Here is a 15,824-nt window from a genome sequence, read left to right on the forward strand (position 1 = left end):
GCGGTGCTTCCAAGCGCAGGCCCCGCCCTGCCATCCATCCCGTCTGACAAGGAGAAGACATGGACTATGTTTTGCTGGGTAATGACCTGACCACCTGGATGATCGCCATCGGCATCGCCGCCGCCGTCAGCATGGCACTGTACGGCGTGAACCGTTTCCTCGTGCGCCGCATCGCTTCCTTCGCCGAGCATACGGCCACCCACGTCGACGACATGGCCGTGCGCGTGCTGAAGACCACGAGCACCGCGTTCATCGTGGCGATGGGCATCTATGCCGGCACCCAGTGGCTGCTGCTGTCGGACAAGGCCGAAGCGCTGCTGCGCAACCTGGCGGTCGCGATCCTGCTGCTGCAGATCGCCCGCTGGCTGGACGTGGGTGCGCGCGGCTGGATCGATTTCTACCGCAAGAAGCGCGGCGCGACCGACGTGGCCGCGACCACCTCCACCGCGGCGCTCACGTTCGTGGTCCGTGCCGCGCTGTGGGCCGTCATCGTGCTGATGATCCTCGATAACTTCGGCGTCAACATCACCACGCTGGTGGCCAGCCTCGGCATCGGCGGCATCGCCGTGGCGCTCGCCGTGCAGAACATCCTCGGCGACCTGTTCTCGTCGCTGTCGATCCTGCTCGACAAGCCGTTCGTGGTGGGCGATTTCATCACCGTCGACGACCTGGCCGGCACCGTGCAGTACGTGGGCCTGAAGACCACGCGCATCCGCAGCCTGAACGGCGAGGAAATCGTGTTCTCGAACAGCGACCTGCTGAAAAGCCGCATCCACAACGTGCGCCGCATGGAAACGCGCCGCGTGGTCTTTCCCGTGGGCGTCACGTACGACGTGAGCGAGGAACAGCTGGAACGCATCCCGGGCATCCTGAAGGAAATCGTCACGGCGCAGCCGCAGGTGAATTTCGACCGCGCGCACTTCAAGGCCTTCGGTGCCTCGTCGCTGGACTTCGAGGTGGTGTACACGATGCAGACGCCCGACTATGGCGTGTTCATGGATACCCAGCAGGCCATCAACTTCGCGCTGTTCAAGCGCTTCAACCAGGCCGGCATCGAGTTCGCGTATCCGACGCAGACCGTCAAGCTGTCGAACCCCGAAGTGCTGCGTGGCGAAGCCGCCAACGAAAGCTACGAGGGCGCGGCACGCATCGACCCGGCCACGCAGGAGCGGCGCCCGCCGGCCCCGCTGCCACGGCCGCAGCAACCTTGAAAGACCCGGGAATACATTTGCCCAAATATGTTGCTATAAATGTAGTATAATGACGCCGTTTTCTGTTGGGAAACCGCACAACTGCCCAGTCCGTGTCTCCGTGCCTGGCACGGGGACACGGACTGGACAGCACCAACCTCCGCTGTTTTCCCTTCCTCTCGCATCGGCCGGCAGCCAGCCGCCCATGCATCCGTCCGCGTGAACGGTCCGCCGTGACCGTGGCCGGGAGCCTGCTCCCGGCACACGCTAAAACCAGTTTGGCGCACCTGCTAAGCGCCCGACGCATCGCTAACGAAGGATGAATCGCCATGGCATTCCTGCAGTCCTGCAGTACCTCTTCTTCCGCTACTTCCCCTGTTGTCTCAACGATCACCCCGTACAATTTCCTGCTTGCCACCGACCTCGACGGGACCCTGCTCGCCGGCTCGGCCGAAGCGCGCCGCCGCGTGCGCGAGCTGTTCACCGCCGTGCCGCGCAATGCAAGGCTGGCCTTCGTGACGGGCCGCGGCCTCGAATCGATCCTGCCGCTGCTGTCCGACCCGACGATCCCGATGCCCGACTACATCATCGCCGACGTGGGCGCCACCATCGTGCATGGACACGACCTGCAGCCGGTGGACAACCTGCAGCAGGAAATCGCCGCGCGCTGGCCCGGCTCGCAGGCCGTGCTGAAGGCGCTGGCCGAGTTTCCGCGCCTGCGCCGCCAGAGCGTGCCGCAGGAGCGGCGCTGCTCGTTCGTGGCCAGCGAGGCGGACGTGACGCCGGCGTTGCGCGCCGCCGTCGAGGCGCTGGACTGCGACCTGCTGATGTCCGCCGGCTGCTATCTCGACGTGCTGCCGCGCGGCGTGGGCAAGGGCCCGGCGCTGCTGCGCCTCGCGCAGGCGATCGGCATCGAACCGTCGTCCATCGTGGTGGCCGGCGATACGCTGAACGACCTGTCGATGTTCGAGACCGGCGTGCCCGGCATCGTCGTCGGCGCGGCCGAGCCGGCGCTGGTACAGAAGCTGCGCCGCCGCCCAAGCGTGTATATCGCCACCGGCGAAGGCTGCGACGGCATCCTGGAAGGCCTGGCCCACCATGGCGCCCTGCCCCGTTCCCGCTCCGTCGCGCCACCGGCCGGCACGCATGGCGATGCTGACCTGGTGATGGTCTACCACCGCCTGCCGTTCGACGAGGTCGTCGAAAACGGCGTCGCCCTGCGCCGCAGGCCGAAGAGCCCGAACGGCATCATCCCCACGCTGCTGCGCTTCTTCGCGGGCAGCCGCAAGGGTTCATGGGTGGCGTGGTCGCAGCAGGAGAGCCGCGCGCCGCAAGGGTTCGAGACACACGTCGCGGTCGACGAAGCGGCCTACCCGCGCCTGCGCGCGGCACGCATTCCCCTGACCGCCGAAGACGTGGACCTGTTCTACAAGAAGTTCTCGAAAGAGGCGTTCTGGCCGATCATCTTCTCGTTCCCCGACAAGGCCGAGTTCAACGCCGCCCACTGGGAGCGCTTCCTGGAAGTGAACCGCCTGTTCGCCGAACAGACCGCCCGCGAGGCGGCAGAGGGTGCCGTGGTCTGGGTGCACGACTACAACCTGTGGATGGTGCCGGCATTCCTGCGCCCGCTGCGGCCGGACCTGCGCATCGCGTTCTTCCATCACACCGCGTTCCCGTCCAGCGACGTCTTCAACATCCTGCCATGGCGCCGCGACATCATCGGCAGCCTGCTGCAATGCGATTACGTGGGCTTCCACATTCCCCGCTACGTGGAAAACTTCGTCGATGCGGTGCGCTCGTTCGCGCCGGTGGAAATGGGTGCGGCGGTACCGTGCGCGCCCCGCTTCCTCACCTACGGCTGCGCGCTCGGCGTGGACACGATGACGACGTCGATCGAAGCCGGCGGGCGCACCGTCACGCTGGGCGCGCACCCGGTGGGCACGGACGTGGCGCTGATCGAAGGCCTCGTCGCCCGGCCGGAAGTGGCCTCGATGACGGCGGCCATCGAAGACTACCTCGGTGGCGTGACGGGTATCGTTTCGATCGAACGGCTGGACTACGTGAAAGGCTCGCTGGAAAAGCTGCAGGCGTTCGAGCGGCTGCTGGAACAGCACCCCGAGCACATCGGCAAGGTGCAGCTGCTGAACATCATCACGCCCGCGGCAAAGGGCATGGAAATCTACGACAGCCTGCGCCTGGAAGTGGATCGCACCGTCGGCCGCATCAACGGCCGCTTTTCCACACTGAACTGGGTGCCCGTGCGCTACTTCTACCGCTCGCTGCCGTTCGATGAAGTGATCGCCCATTACGCTGCCTGCGGCGTGGCCTGGATCACCCCGCTGCGCGATGGCCTGAACCTGGTGGCCAAGGAATACGTGGCGGCCCGCAAGGCGGCCGGCAAGTCCGGTGTACTGATCCTCTCCGAGTTCGCGGGCGCCGCCGTGGAACTGCATGGCGCGCTGCTGACCAATCCGTACGACGCCAACGCCATGACGGCCACGCTGCACCAGGCGCTGACGATGGGCGAGGAAGAGCGCTCCTACCGTACCGCGCGCATGGCGATGATCGCCACCGAGCACGACGTGACGCGATGGGGCGACGACTTCCTGGCCGCTGTCATGAACACGGGGCTGGACGACGAACTGGAAGCGGCGTGAGGCGGTGCCGATGACGGGTTTTAACTACACGGTTCTCGGCAACGATGTCACCGCCTGGCTGGTCGCGGTCGGCATTGCCGCCACCGTGGCCGCCGTGCTGTACGTGACCAACGCGATGGTGCTGCACCGCCTGCGCCGCATGGCGGTGCGCACCGAAACATTCCTCGACGACGTGGCCGTGACGGTGCTGGCCGCCACGACCAAGCTGTTCATCCTGGTGATGGGCATCTATGCGGGCTCGCAGTGGCTGACGCTGGCGCCGAAACTGGTCATGCTGCTCACGCACACGGCCATCGTCGTGCTGCTGCTGCAGGTCGCGCGCTGGGGCGACGTGGGTATCCGCAACTGGCTCGAGCACTACCGGGCGCGGCGCAGCACGCAGGATGCGGCCAGCACCACGTCGACCGCGGCGATGGGCTTCGTGTTGCGCACGGTGCTGTGGCTCGTGATCGTGCTGATGATCCTCGATAATTTCGGCGTCAACATCACCACGCTGGTCGCCAGCCTCGGCATCGGCGGTATCGCCGTGGCGCTGGCCACGCAGAACATCCTGGGCGACCTGTTTTCGTCGCTGTCGATCGTGCTGGACAAGCCGTTCGTCGTGGGCGATTTCATCATCGTCAACGACATGCTCGGCACCGTCGAATACGTGGGCCTGAAGACCACGCGCCTGCGTAGCCTGGGCGGCGAGCAGATCGTGTTCTCGAACACCGACCTGCTGAAAAGCCGCATCCGCAACTACCAGCACATGCAAGAGCGGCGCGTGGTGTTCGGGTTCGGCGTCGGTTACGACACCACCGCCGAGCAGGTGCTGGCGATCCCCGACATCGTGCGCGACATCGTCGACGCGCTGCCGGACGTGCGCTTCGACCGCGCGCACTTCAAGGCCTATTCGCCGTCATCGCTCGATTTCGAAGTGGTGTTCTATGTGACCACGCCGGACTACACGGTGTACATGGACCGGCAGCAGGCCATCAACGTGGCGCTGCTGCAGCGGCTGCGCAGCGAGGACATCGCGTTCGGGCATCCGCTGCAGATGCTGCGAGTGGCCGACAGTGGGGTGCTGGCCGCGCTGGAGAAGCGCGCGGCGTGAGCCGCTGGTGCCGGCGATGGAAAGGCGCCGGCACCGGTTATGCAAAGCTCAGGGACGGCGGTTGATGATCTGCGGATCGATGGACACCACCGTACTCGTGCGTGGATCAAACACCCGCAATGTCGCATTGTAGGTGGTGGTTCTTGTGTCGCGGTCGGTATCATCGATCGTCAGCAGCAGGCCTCCCGCATTGATGCTGGGAGGGCCGAAATCCTTCGTTGGCGGCGTGATATCGAGGCCCCAGAACACGACCCCGTCAAGCGTGGTGTCGAGCTGGAAGCTGATGACGGCATTCACGCTCGTAATTTCCGTCGAAGCCTGGGGGTAGGCGCCATGCAGCGTGCCATTCGGATTCCGGGTAACCGTCGCCTTGACGGTATAAAACCGCGTTGCGCTCACTTCTTCGCTCATTTGGTGCCCTTTCATTCAGCTGTTGGAGAAATCGATGCCAGGTACTGCGTATCGCGATAACCGATCTGCTCGAGGCGCCGGCGCTGCATGGCAGCCTTCCTGGGCGTGCCCAGGCAGTGCTGCGAGCGCACCCAGGCGGCAAGCACCTTGAAGTCGGCGCTGCCGCCGATCACCGGCGCCAGGACCTGCGTCGCGTGCCGGCATGCAATCGAGGCATTGCGTTCATCTCCCGCGGCACGCTCGATTTTTGCCTGCGAGAGCAGCGCGGCCACAAACGATTCGCGAAGATCGGCATCGGCGGGCGTCGCCGCATGCAGCCGTCGCAGCGTTGCCAGCGCCGGGTCCAGCGTGGCCCTGGCGGCATCGACCTGGTTCCGCGCCAATTGCAGTGCGGCCTTGGAAGCCAATGCCGCGGCAGCCAGCTGGGCCGGGCCGATCTTCCTGGGTTCCAGCGCGTGTCGCGCGCTGAAGTTGCGATGCAGCGCATCCAGCCGCGCCGCGTCGACGGGCTCGGCCCGCACGGCAAGCAGCTGCAGTTCAGTCCGGTCGGCATCCATTTGCCAGTCGAAGTTGCTGGGATCGCTCTGGCCAAGCTCGCGCAGCAGTTGCACGCTCCGCGCCAGCAATGCCGTGCCGGCAGCACCATCGCCCCTGGCGATGCGCAATTCGGCCTGGTGCCGCAGCGCCAGCGCATAGCGGTGGCGCCATAAGCCGTCGCCCGGTTTCGCATCGAGCAATGGCTGCAGCAACGCAAGTTCGTGCTGGAACAGCCGCATGCCCGTATCAAGTTCGCCAAGCTGGACAGTGGCGCTGGCCAGCCAGGAAACGCTATCCGCCAGGTCAGCCTGCAGCACGGGATCGCGCTGCTTGCCGGCGAATGCTTTCGCTTTCAACCTGACCGAGGCGGAAAATGCCTGCACGGCGGCAATGGTGTCGCCTTGTTTCAGCGCGACGCTGCCCAGGCTGTTACGGGCGTAGGATTGCTCGATCCACGCATCGACATCGCCCGGCGCGGCCGCCGCCATCCGGTCGGCAACACGGGCGTATTCCTCGAAACGCTGCCGTGCCGCCGCCCATTCATTGCGGTCGAAATGGATCTGGCCAAGCCAGAACGCATTCACGCCCAGGCTGGCCAGCACGTCGCGGTTGGCGGGCTCGAGACCGATCTGTTGCTCGATGATGCGGCGTGCAGCCAGCAGCGCCTGCAGCGCGCCAGCCGAATCGCCGCGTGCGATCCTGACTTCGCCGATCAATTGCAGGGCTTTCGAGCGCTGCATCAGGGCCACGGGCCGCTCCTCCAGCCGGGAGGCATCGGACAGGTAGCGCAGTGCGCGTTCGCTCACGCTGTCGAGCAGGTCAAGCCGGCCCAGCGGCCGCATCTTGTCCACCAGCTCACCGAGCATGAACGCCATCAACCCTTCCGCTTCGGTGCGATGCGCCTCGGCGCGCTGCTGCGCGGCGAAGGCGGTCAGGCCGAGAATGCTGGCCAGTACGGCAAGCGTGGCCACCAGTGAAATGACCAGCTTGCGCAACCGCTCGGCACGCCGGGCTTTGCGCGATGACGCCGTGATGTAATCGCGCTCCAGCTGCGCCAGGCCGAGTTCGGACATCGTCATCAGCAGCTCGGCCTGGCGCGCCTGCAGCCCGGGCGGCAGCAACAGGTCGGCCGCCCTGCCGCCTGCATGCCAGCGCGCGGCCTGCGCGACAAGGCGCGTACGCAGTGCCAGTGCCTGCCGGTGCTTGTCGATCCAGCCGGTGGCGCGCGGCCAGCGGCGCAGGAGCGCCTCGTGCGCGATACCGAACGTGGCGCCGCCCGCCGACAGGTCAGTGACAAACAGGCGTGCGTCGACCAGTGCCTTGACCAGTTCCCGTTCCGGCCCCGCTTCGAGTACCGCGATCGGCGCGCGGCGCGCGGTCACCATGGATTCCTCCTCGGTGATACTGACCAGCTGTGACAGCACGCGCGGCAGTGCATTCACCTCGGCCGGCCCGAGCCCGGCGATCATTTCTTCTGCCCGCGCGCTGATCGCGCCTTCGATGCCGCCCAGTTCGCGGTACACGGCCAGGGTCAGCACGCCATCGGCGCTTCGGCGGCGGTACAGTTCGTGCAAACAGTATTCGAGCAGCGGCAGCACGTCGGCACCGGCCTGCGCGGCCTGGCACAGCAAATCGTCCAGGCCTGTGCCGCTGGCGTCGTCCACCTCGAACCGCAAGCCTGCCGCCTGCGCAGGCAGGCGGATGATCTGGGCGATCTCCGTGGCGTCGGGCGGGGACAGGTCGAAATGGCCGCCGCGTTTTTTCAGCGCGCCCATCATGGGGCTGGCCATCAGTTGCGGGTAAAAATCGTTGCGGCAGGCGATGACGACCACCACCCCGCACCGCCCGAGCTGTTCCAGGCATTCGAGGAAGGCAAAGCGCTGCGCGTCGATGAGGTGGCCGGCACGAAACACCGCCTCGAGCCGGTCGACGAACAGGAACAGCACTGCCCTGCCGAGTTCATTGCGCAGCCTGGTCTGCACCCAGGCCATGTCGGATGCGAGCCGCTGGCCGAGCGTAGCCGCACTCTCGTCCGGGAAAATGCCGGCGCCGCCGGCCTCCGCGTCGAGCAGCACGCTGCCGAGTGCTTCGAACAGCGTGGCATCGCCGATATCGGCGCAATCGAACGTGACCGCGTCGGCCAGCGGCGCGCCGGCCATGCCGTTCACCATCAGGTGTGCCAGCAATCCCGCCTGGATCAGCGACGTCTTGCCGGAACCGGACGGACCGAGCACGAGCGCCAATGCGCAGCCGTTGCCGGCCTGCGCCCGCAGCGTATCGACAAGCGCGGCTGTAGCAGTTTCGCGGCCGCGGAACACGGCCGCGTGTTCGAGCCGGAAAGCCTCGAGGCCACGGAAAGGCGAACTGTCGCGCCATGTCGGGCCGGGCGGTAATGCACTCTGCACCTCGGCAATTGCTCGGTAGCCGCGTTTCCTGATCGTTTCGATATAGCGCGGCGCCACTGCAGAATCGCCAAGCGCGTTGCGCAGCTGGCTGAGCACCTTGTGCAGCGGGCTATCGCCCTGGATCGCATTCCCCCAGCAGCCGGCCAGGATTTCCTCGGCCGACAACACCTCGTTGGGACGCCGGCACAAGAAGGCCAGTACCTCCATCGTACGGGGCTCGAGCTGGCGCCGCACACCATCCTTGCTGATGGCATTGGCCGCCGTATCGACATGCCAGTCGCCGAACCGGAAGCTTGCAGATGACTTTACCTTCAACGCAAATGGCATATCTGCTCTTCTGGATCAGTCACTTGCAATCGTAGGATCGACGCAGTGCGGGCGATGCGGCATGCACCTGGATTGAACCTTCCCTGCTGTGGATTCGATGCTAACACTTGCAGATGATATTGATGAAAACTTCATCTGTTTAAATTTACGGTCGTGTCGCCGGTGCCACGGCAGGGGCGCGCGGCGGGAAGGACGGTGCCGGCCGATGCTGGACGCGGGGTCCGGACAGCGCGAGACAATATCGCCATGCCGCGATGGCGCAATGGGGCAATGGCGCAATGGAGCACGGCCGGGGCGGCTCCGTGCGGGCCGCCATGCAGCTGCTTACCTGGAATCGTTGCGTATCATGCGGCGCCCGTCAACGGGGGCCGCTTCAGAAGAACTGCCGCCACTCGACGAGCCACTGTGGGAACTCGTCGACCGGCATCGGGCTGGCGATGTAATAGCCCTGGGCATACGTGCAGCCGAGTCCCTGCAGGAAATCCCAGTCCTGCTTGGTTTCCACGCCGACGGCGCACGACATGCGGTCCAGGCTGCGGGCGAGGCCGAGGCAGGATTTCAGCACGGTGCCGATGGCACGCTTGCGCGAGGCGCCGTCGACGAAGCTGCGGTCGATCTTCAGCTCGGAAAACGGCACCGATGCGAGCAGCTGCAGATTCGAGCGCCCGGTGCCGTAGTCGTCGATGGCCAGGCCGAAGCCCATCATGCGCAGCCGCAGCAGGCGTTCCAGGAAGTGCGGGTCGGTCTGCAGCACCGACGATTCCGTGATCTCGAACGTGATGTAGCCGGGCAGGATACGGTGCCGTTCCAGGCAGGCGCCGATCTGGACGATGAATTGCGCATGCGACAGCGTGCCCGGATCCACGTTGACCGAGAACGAGATGGGGATGCCCTGGTCGTGCAGCGTGCGGCATGCGGCCACCGATTTCTCGATCATGCTCCAGTCGAGGAAATCGATGCGGCCGGCCTCTTCCAGCGCCGGCATGAAGGCCGCCGGGCCCAGCACGCCGTGCTGCGGGTGCCGCCAGCGGGCGAACATCTCCAGGCCCTTCACCTGCCCCGTTTCCAGCTCGATCTTCGGCTGGAAGAACGGATCGAACTCGCGCGCCTGCAAGCCCTTGCCCACTTCGGCGAAGGTGAACGACGGGGCAACCGGTGGCGCGGCGACATCGGCCGGCCGCGTGTAGTTGGCCACCAGCGCCTCGAGCCGCGAGGCCGACGCGGGCCTGGCGACGGCACCCAGCAGGTCGACGCCATACGCCAGCGCCATCGTTTCAACGGAAAAGAGAATGTCGCCGCCCTGCGCGCCGACGACGATCACCCCGGCGCGGCATCCGGCTTCGGCGAGGCGCCGGATCAGCTCCAGTCCGTCCATGCCGGCCAGCGACAGGTCGAGTACCAGGATATCGATGGCGGGAGCGGCGCCTTCCAGCGCACGCAGCGCCGCGTGGCCGTCCGGCGCGACATGGATGTGCCGCGCGCCGGCACTGCGCAACAGCCCGGCCAGCAGCTCGCGTTGTACCGGTTCGCTTTCGGCCACCAGGAACTGCAATGCGGCGATCTCCATGATCCCTCCGTGTCAGCCGGCTCGCGCCAGGCCTTGCCTGACCTGTTCGAAGAAGCACACGGCCGCGCAGGCGGCCACGTTCAGCGATTCCACCTGCCCCAGGTGCGGAATGACGACCTGCTGGCTTGCCAGCGACAGCAGCTCGTCCGACACGCCCTGCCCCTCGTGGCCGAACACCCAGGCCACGGGCTGCTTCAGGTCGATCTCGTACAGCGTGCGCTTCGCATAGCCGCTGGTGGCCAGCGTGGCAATTCTGGCGCCTGACAGCAGCGGCGCCAATGGCACATTCTCGTGGATATCGAGAACGAAGTGCGCACCCATCGCGGCGCGCAGCACCTTCGGCGACCAGCAGAACGCCGTGCCGGGGCTGCAATGGATTTCACGGATGCCGGCCGCCGCGGCGCTGCGCAGGATCGAGCCCACGTTGCCGGGGTCCTGCACATTGTCCAGCAGCACGGCGTTGACGGTGAGCGCCGCCGGCACGGCCTGCCGCGGCATCTCCACGAGGAACAGGATGCCGACGCCATGCTCGACCTGCGACAGCGGCTCGTACAGCGCGTCGGGCAGTTGCAGCACACGGCCATGCGCCGCTTCCAGCTTCGCCACCAGTGCGACGATTTCGGGATGGCGCAAGCCGCTCTCGCTGACGATGCACTGCTCCGGCTGGCCACGCAGTTGCAGCCATGTCTCGCACAGGTGCACGCCATCGAGCAGCGTGCGGCCGGCCTTGCGCAGCGCGTGGGCGCTGGTGGCGAGGTGCTTCAGTTCCTTGTACTGCGCGTTGTCGCGCGAAGAGATGATTTTCATTGCCTGTGTTTCAAAACGCCAGTTCCAGCAGCTCGCGCACCGGTGCGAACGAGCGCCGGTGCACCGGCGTCACGCCGTGCAGCTTCAGGGCTTCCAGGTGCTGGGCGGTGCCATAGCCCTTGTGCTGGTCGAAGCCGTATTGCGGATACTTCCTGTGCAGCTTGCGCAGCGCGTCGTCGCGCGCGGTCTTCGCCAGGATCGACGCGGCGGAGATCGATTCGATCTTGTCGTCGCCGTCGACGATGGCGATCGTCTGGATCTTCATCACGGGGCACTTGTTGCCATCGATGAGGGCCAGCGTGGGAATGGTCTCGAGCGCATGCACGGCCCGCTTCATCGCCAGCAGCGACGCCTGCAGGATGTTCAGCTTGTCGATCTCCGCTTCGGACGCCTTGGCGATCGCCCAGGCGATGCAGTCGCGCTTGATCAGCGGCGCCAGCTCTTCGCGCCTTGCCTCGGTCAGCTTCTTCGAATCGCGCAGGCCGGTGATGGGCCGCTCGCGGTGCAGGATCACCGCGGCCGCGTACACGGGGCCGGCCAGCGGGCCGCGGCCGGCTTCGTCGACGCCGCAGATGATTTCGTCCAGCGAATAAGGCAGGTCGTCGAACAGGCCGCTCTGCTTCGTGTTCACGTTGTTTTCCCCATGACTTTCAATACGGCCGCGGCGCTCTCCTCGGCGGAGTTGCGCAGCAGGCTGTGATGCATTTCCGTGAAGCGACGGATCAGGTTCGCACGGTGCGGCGCGTCCGTCAATTGCTTCCACATGTGTTCCGCCAGCGCCTCGGGGCTGGCATGGTGCTGCAGCAGTTCGGGCACGAGGAACTCGCGCGCCAGGATGTTCGGCAGGCCGATCCATGGCTGGTAGCCCATGTGCCGCATGATTTCCCAGGAGGCCCGCATCATTTTATACGCGATGACCATCGGCTTCTTGTAGAGCGCCACTTCCAGCGATGCGGTGCCCGATGCCACCATCACCGCGTCGGCCGCGCAGATGGCGGCATGGCTTTCGCCATCGAGCAGCTGCAGCGGCACGTCCTGCAAGCCGGCCTGCGCGACCAGCTGCGTGAAATATGCCTTCTGCCTGTCGCCTGCCATCGGCACCACGAAATGCAGCGCCGGCTCGCGTTGCCGCAGCAGCTTCGCGGCGCCGATGAAGGCCGTGGTGTTGTACTTCAGTTCACCCATGCGGCTGCCCGGCATGATGGCCACGACTTTCGCGTCGTCGGCCAGGCCGAGGTGGCGGCGCGCCGCCGTCACGTCCGGCTCCAGCGGGATCAGTTCCGCCAGCGGGTGCCCCACGTAGGTGACCGGCACGCCGGCCTTGCGGTAGATCTCTTCCTCGAACGGGAAGATCACCAGCATGTGCGAAACGTTCTTGACGATCTTCTTGATGCGGCCGCCGCGCCACGCCCAGATCTGCGGCCCGATGTAGTGCATGGTCGGGATGCCCGCCGCCTTCAGCTCCCCCTCCAGGCCCAGGTTGAATCCCGGGTAGTCGGTGCCGATGAACACGGCCGGACGCTCGGCCAGCAGCCGGTCGCGCAGCGTGCGCTGGATGCGTTTCAGTTCGCGGTAGCGGGGAATGATCTCGAACAGGCCGCGCACCGTCATCGTTTCGAGCGGCACGTCGGACTGGAACCCCTGGGCCATCATCGCCGGCCCGCCGATGCCGTGGAAGCGGGCATCGGGCAGGTGCGGCCGCAGGCCTGCCAGCAGGCGCGCGGCCAGCATGTCGCCGGACGGTTCGCCGGCGACGATGGCCACGCTCAGGCTACCCATCTTGCCCGTGCCGCCGGTCCGCGGATCAGCGGACGATGCCACGGGAAGCGGTATCGAGGAAGGTGCGGAATGCGCGCAGGTGGTCGGCTGCATCCGGGGTGTTCTGCTCCTGCTCCAGCAGCGCCGCCTTGGCTTCCTCCAGCGTGAGGCCCGAGCGGTACAGCGTCTTGTACGCGGCGCGCAGTGCGTTGATCTGCTCGCGCGTAAACCCGCGGCGCTTCAGGCCTTCGATGTTGATGCCGTGCGCCTGCGCCGGATTCCCGTTCAGCAGCACGAACGGCGGCACGTCCTGCGTGAGGCTCGTGCTCATGCCGACGAAGGCATGGGCGCCGATCTTGCAGAACTGGTGCACGTTGGCATAGCCGCTCATGATGACCCAGTCGCCGATCTCCACGTGCCCCGCCATCTGCGCGTTGTTCGAGAAGATGGTGTTGCTGCCCACCACGCAGTCGTGCGCCAGGTGCACGTAGGCCGAGATCCAGTTGTCGTTGCCCAGCTTCGTCACGCCCTTGTCCTGCACCGTGCCCAGGTTGAACGTGCAGAATTCGCGGATCGTGTTGCGGTCGCCCACTTCGAGGCGCGTGGGTTCGCCGTTCCATTTCTTGTCCTGCGGCGGCGCGCCGATCGACGAGAACTGGAAGAATTTGTTGTCGCTGCCGATCGTCGTATGGCCCTCGATCACCACGTGCGGGCCGACCCAGGTGCGGTCGCCGATGACGACGTCGGGCCCCACGAGCGAATAGGCGCCGATTTCCACGCCTTCGCCCAGCTGTGCCTTCGGATCGACGATCGCGGTAGGATGAATGGTTGCCATGCTGCCTCCGGTTTTATGCCGTTTCGGCGGTGTTACGGATGGTGCACATCAGGTCCGCCTCGACCGCGGTCTGGCCATCGACGCTGCCCACCGCCTTGTATTTCCAGATGCCGCGCGACACGCGCAGGATCTCCACGTCCATCTTCAGCTGGTCGCCGGGGCCCACCGGGCGCTTGAAGCGCGCGTTGTCGATGCCCACGAAGTACACGACCGAATTCTCGTCCGGCTTGATGCCCATCGTCAGGAACGACAGGATGGCCGCGGTCTGCGCCATCGCTTCGATCATCAGCACGCCCGGCATCACCGGCTTGTGCGGGAAGTGGCCGTTGAAGAATTCTTCGTTGACGGTCACGTTCTTGATGGCCGTGATCGTCTTGTTCGCTTCCCAGGTCAGCACGCGGTCCACCAGCAGCAGCGGGTAGCGGTGCGGCAGCAGTTCCTTGATCTGGTTGATGCACAGGGTCTTGTTCTCAGCAGTGGTCATGATTCGTCTTCTTGCTCGTTGGCTTGATTATTGGAGTTATTGATGTTCTTGATCGATTTCTCGAGTGCGCGGATCTTCTCGCGCATGGCACCCAGGTTCCGCACGATGGCTGCGGATTTTTCCCATTCGCTGTTCTTTGCCAGCGGGTAGAAGCCGGTGTAGTGGCCGGGCTCCGCGATCGAGCGCGACACCATGCTGGCCGACGACACGTGCACGTGGTCGGCGATCGTCAGGTGGCCGAGCACCATCGCCGCGCCGCCGAACGTGCAGTACTTGCCGATCCGGGCGCTGCCGGCCACGCCCACGCAGCCGGCCATGGCCGTGTGCGCGCCGATGTGGCAGTTGTGGCCGATCTGGATCTGGTTGTCGAGTTTCACGCCATCCTCGATCACCGTGTCGGCCAGCGCACCGCGGTCGACCGTGGTGTTGGCGCCGATGTCGACATCGTCGCCGATCACCACGCGGCCCACCTGCGGGATCTTGATGTAGACGCCGCCTTCGTTGGCGAAGCCGAAGCCGTCGGTGCCGATCACGGCGCCCGAATGCAGGATGCCGCGCGCGCCGATCACGCAGCGCGCGTGGAACGTGACGTTGGCGAAGAAATGCGTGTCCTCGCCCACCACCGCCTCGCGGCCGACGAAGCAGCCGGCATCGATCACCGCGCGCGCCCTCACGATGGCGCCCGCCTCGATGGTGGCGTGCGGCCCCACGTGGGCCGTGGCATCGACCTGCGCGGTCGGGTCCACATACGCCGTGGGGTGGATGCCCGGTGCCGGCACGTGCGCCGTCAGCGCTTCGAAATACTGCGCGGCACGGGCAAAGTAGGCGTACGGATTCTTCGTGACGATGCGCGCGCCGGGGTAGGTCTGCGCGACGAGCGCGTCATCGTTCGGCGACAGGATCAGCGCCGCGGCGCGGCTCTGGCCGGCCTGCGCGCGGAACTTGCTGTTGGAGAGGAAACTGATGTGTGAAACGCCGGCATCCGTCAACGGCGCGATCCCCACCACCTGCAGGTCGGGGTCGCCGGTCAACTCTCCGCCGAAGCGCTCGACCAGGTCTCCCAGTCGAATGCCCATGAACTATCCAATCAAAAGTGGAAAAGCCGGCCAACTGCCGCAACATGGCAGTTCCTGGCCGGCGTTCCGGTAATTTACTTGTCCAGCGCGGCCAGCACCTTGTCGGTGATGTCGATGCGTGGATTGGCCCAGACGGCATCCTGCAGCACGATGTCGAAGCCTTCGGTCAGCGCGAGCTGCTTGATGATCCGCGTGGCCTTCTCGGCGATCGCCGCGCGCTCCTCGTTCGTGCGCTGGGAGAGATCCTCGCGGAACTCGCGCTGGCGGCGCTGGAATTCCTTGTCCAGCTCGACCACTTCGCGCTGGCGCTTGGCACGGTCCAGTTCACCCAGCGTGGGCTCGTCCTTCGTGTACTTCTCGGTGGCGGCCTTCAGCCGCGCGCCCAGTTCGTTCATCGCCTTCTCGCGCGGCGAGAACTCTTCCTTCAGCTTGTCGCCGGCAAGCCTGGCCAGCTTCGACTCGTTGTAGATGCGTTCGGGGCTGAGCCAGGCGATGCGGGAGACTTGCGGCGAGGACTGCGACTGGGCCTGCGCAACCGTGGCTCCCAGCGCAAGCCAGCCCAGCGCCATGACGGCAAACAGCTTGCCAAGCGTCGCAGATGCGGTCTTCAACATGGTTCTCCTCAATGCCTTTTTATTGCCTTGCTCATTGCCGTGCCTGATTGCCGTCCTATTGCC

General features: G+C 65.8%; 13 protein-coding genes. 3 read left to right on the forward strand and 10 right to left on the reverse strand.

The window, feature by feature from the left end:
• The first annotated feature begins 59 nt into the window (after positions 1 to 59).
• The 3 genes from ACY65G_RS20705 to ACY65G_RS20715 all read left to right on the forward strand — a co-directional run bounded on the left by ACY65G_RS20705 (position 60) and on the right by ACY65G_RS20715 (position 4,940).
• A complete protein-coding gene (locus ACY65G_RS20705; RefSeq protein ID WP_464999177.1) occupies positions 60 to 1,211 on the forward strand; it encodes a mechanosensitive ion channel family protein in 1,152 nt (383 codons plus the stop codon).
• Positions 1,212 to 1,519: 308 nt separating this feature from the next.
• The gene (gene ggpS, locus ACY65G_RS20710; protein WP_464999178.1) at positions 1,520 to 3,847 is read left to right on the forward strand and encodes a glucosylglycerol-phosphate synthase; all 2,328 of its coding nucleotides are present in this window, start codon (positions 1,520 to 1,522) and stop codon (positions 3,845 to 3,847) included.
• 10 nt (positions 3,848 to 3,857) lie between these two features.
• On the forward strand, positions 3,858 to 4,940 hold the full coding sequence (locus ACY65G_RS20715; RefSeq protein ID WP_464999179.1) for a mechanosensitive ion channel family protein: 1,083 nt from the start codon (positions 3,858 to 3,860) through the stop codon (positions 4,938 to 4,940).
• A 48-nt stretch (positions 4,941 to 4,988) separates the two neighbouring features.
• Here ACY65G_RS20715 and ACY65G_RS20720 read toward each other — a convergent pair whose 3' ends face one another.
• The 10 genes from ACY65G_RS20720 to ACY65G_RS20765 all read right to left on the reverse strand — a co-directional run bounded on the left by ACY65G_RS20720 (position 4,989) and on the right by ACY65G_RS20765 (position 15,758).
• Complete coding sequence (locus ACY65G_RS20720) at positions 4,989 to 5,351, reverse strand: DP-EP family protein (RefSeq protein WP_464999180.1); 363 nt, start codon at positions 5,349 to 5,351, stop codon at positions 4,989 to 4,991.
• An 11-nt stretch (positions 5,352 to 5,362) separates the two neighbouring features.
• Entirely contained in the window at positions 5,363 to 8,620 is a 3,258-nt protein-coding gene (locus ACY65G_RS20725; RefSeq protein ID WP_464999181.1) for an nSTAND1 domain-containing NTPase, read from the reverse strand.
• Positions 8,621 to 8,993: 373 nt separating this feature from the next.
• A complete protein-coding gene (locus tag ACY65G_RS20730) occupies positions 8,994 to 10,187 on the reverse strand; it encodes an EAL domain-containing response regulator (protein WP_464999182.1) in 1,194 nt (397 codons plus the stop codon).
• A gap of 12 nt (positions 10,188 to 10,199) precedes the next feature.
• Positions 10,200 to 10,994: a TrmH family RNA methyltransferase gene (locus ACY65G_RS20735; protein WP_464999183.1), complete on the reverse strand. Its 795-nt coding sequence runs from the start codon at positions 10,992 to 10,994 to the stop codon at positions 10,200 to 10,202.
• Positions 10,995 to 11,004: 10 nt separating this feature from the next.
• Positions 11,005 to 11,625 (reverse strand): ribonuclease HII, encoded by a 621-nt coding sequence (gene rnhB / locus ACY65G_RS20740; protein ID WP_464999184.1) that lies wholly within the window; start codon positions 11,623 to 11,625, stop codon positions 11,005 to 11,007.
• On the reverse strand, positions 11,622 to 12,773 hold the full coding sequence (gene lpxB, locus ACY65G_RS20745) for a lipid-A-disaccharide synthase (protein ID WP_464999269.1): 1,152 nt from the start codon (positions 12,771 to 12,773) through the stop codon (positions 11,622 to 11,624). The genes rnhB and lpxB overlap by 4 nt, the downstream gene beginning before the upstream one ends.
• A 25-nt stretch (positions 12,774 to 12,798) precedes the next feature.
• Positions 12,799 to 13,587 (reverse strand): acyl-ACP--UDP-N-acetylglucosamine O-acyltransferase, encoded by a 789-nt coding sequence (lpxA, locus tag ACY65G_RS20750; protein ID WP_464999185.1) that lies wholly within the window; start codon positions 13,585 to 13,587, stop codon positions 12,799 to 12,801.
• Between the two features lie 13 nt (positions 13,588 to 13,600).
• Positions 13,601 to 14,071, reverse strand: coding sequence for a 3-hydroxyacyl-ACP dehydratase FabZ (fabZ, locus tag ACY65G_RS20755; protein WP_464999186.1), 471 nt, complete (start codon positions 14,069 to 14,071; stop codon positions 13,601 to 13,603).
• The gene (gene lpxD / locus ACY65G_RS20760) at positions 14,068 to 15,147 is read right to left on the reverse strand and encodes a UDP-3-O-(3-hydroxymyristoyl)glucosamine N-acyltransferase (RefSeq protein ID WP_464999187.1); all 1,080 of its coding nucleotides are present in this window, start codon (positions 15,145 to 15,147) and stop codon (positions 14,068 to 14,070) included. Before lpxD ends, fabZ begins: the two co-directional genes overlap by 4 nt.
• Before the next feature lie 74 nt (positions 15,148 to 15,221).
• Complete coding sequence (locus tag ACY65G_RS20765; RefSeq protein WP_464999270.1) at positions 15,222 to 15,758, reverse strand: OmpH/Skp family outer membrane protein; 537 nt, start codon at positions 15,756 to 15,758, stop codon at positions 15,222 to 15,224.
• Between the last annotated feature and the right edge of the window lie 66 nt (positions 15,759 to 15,824).

The organism is Pseudoduganella sp. jia 12 (assembly GCF_055502675.1).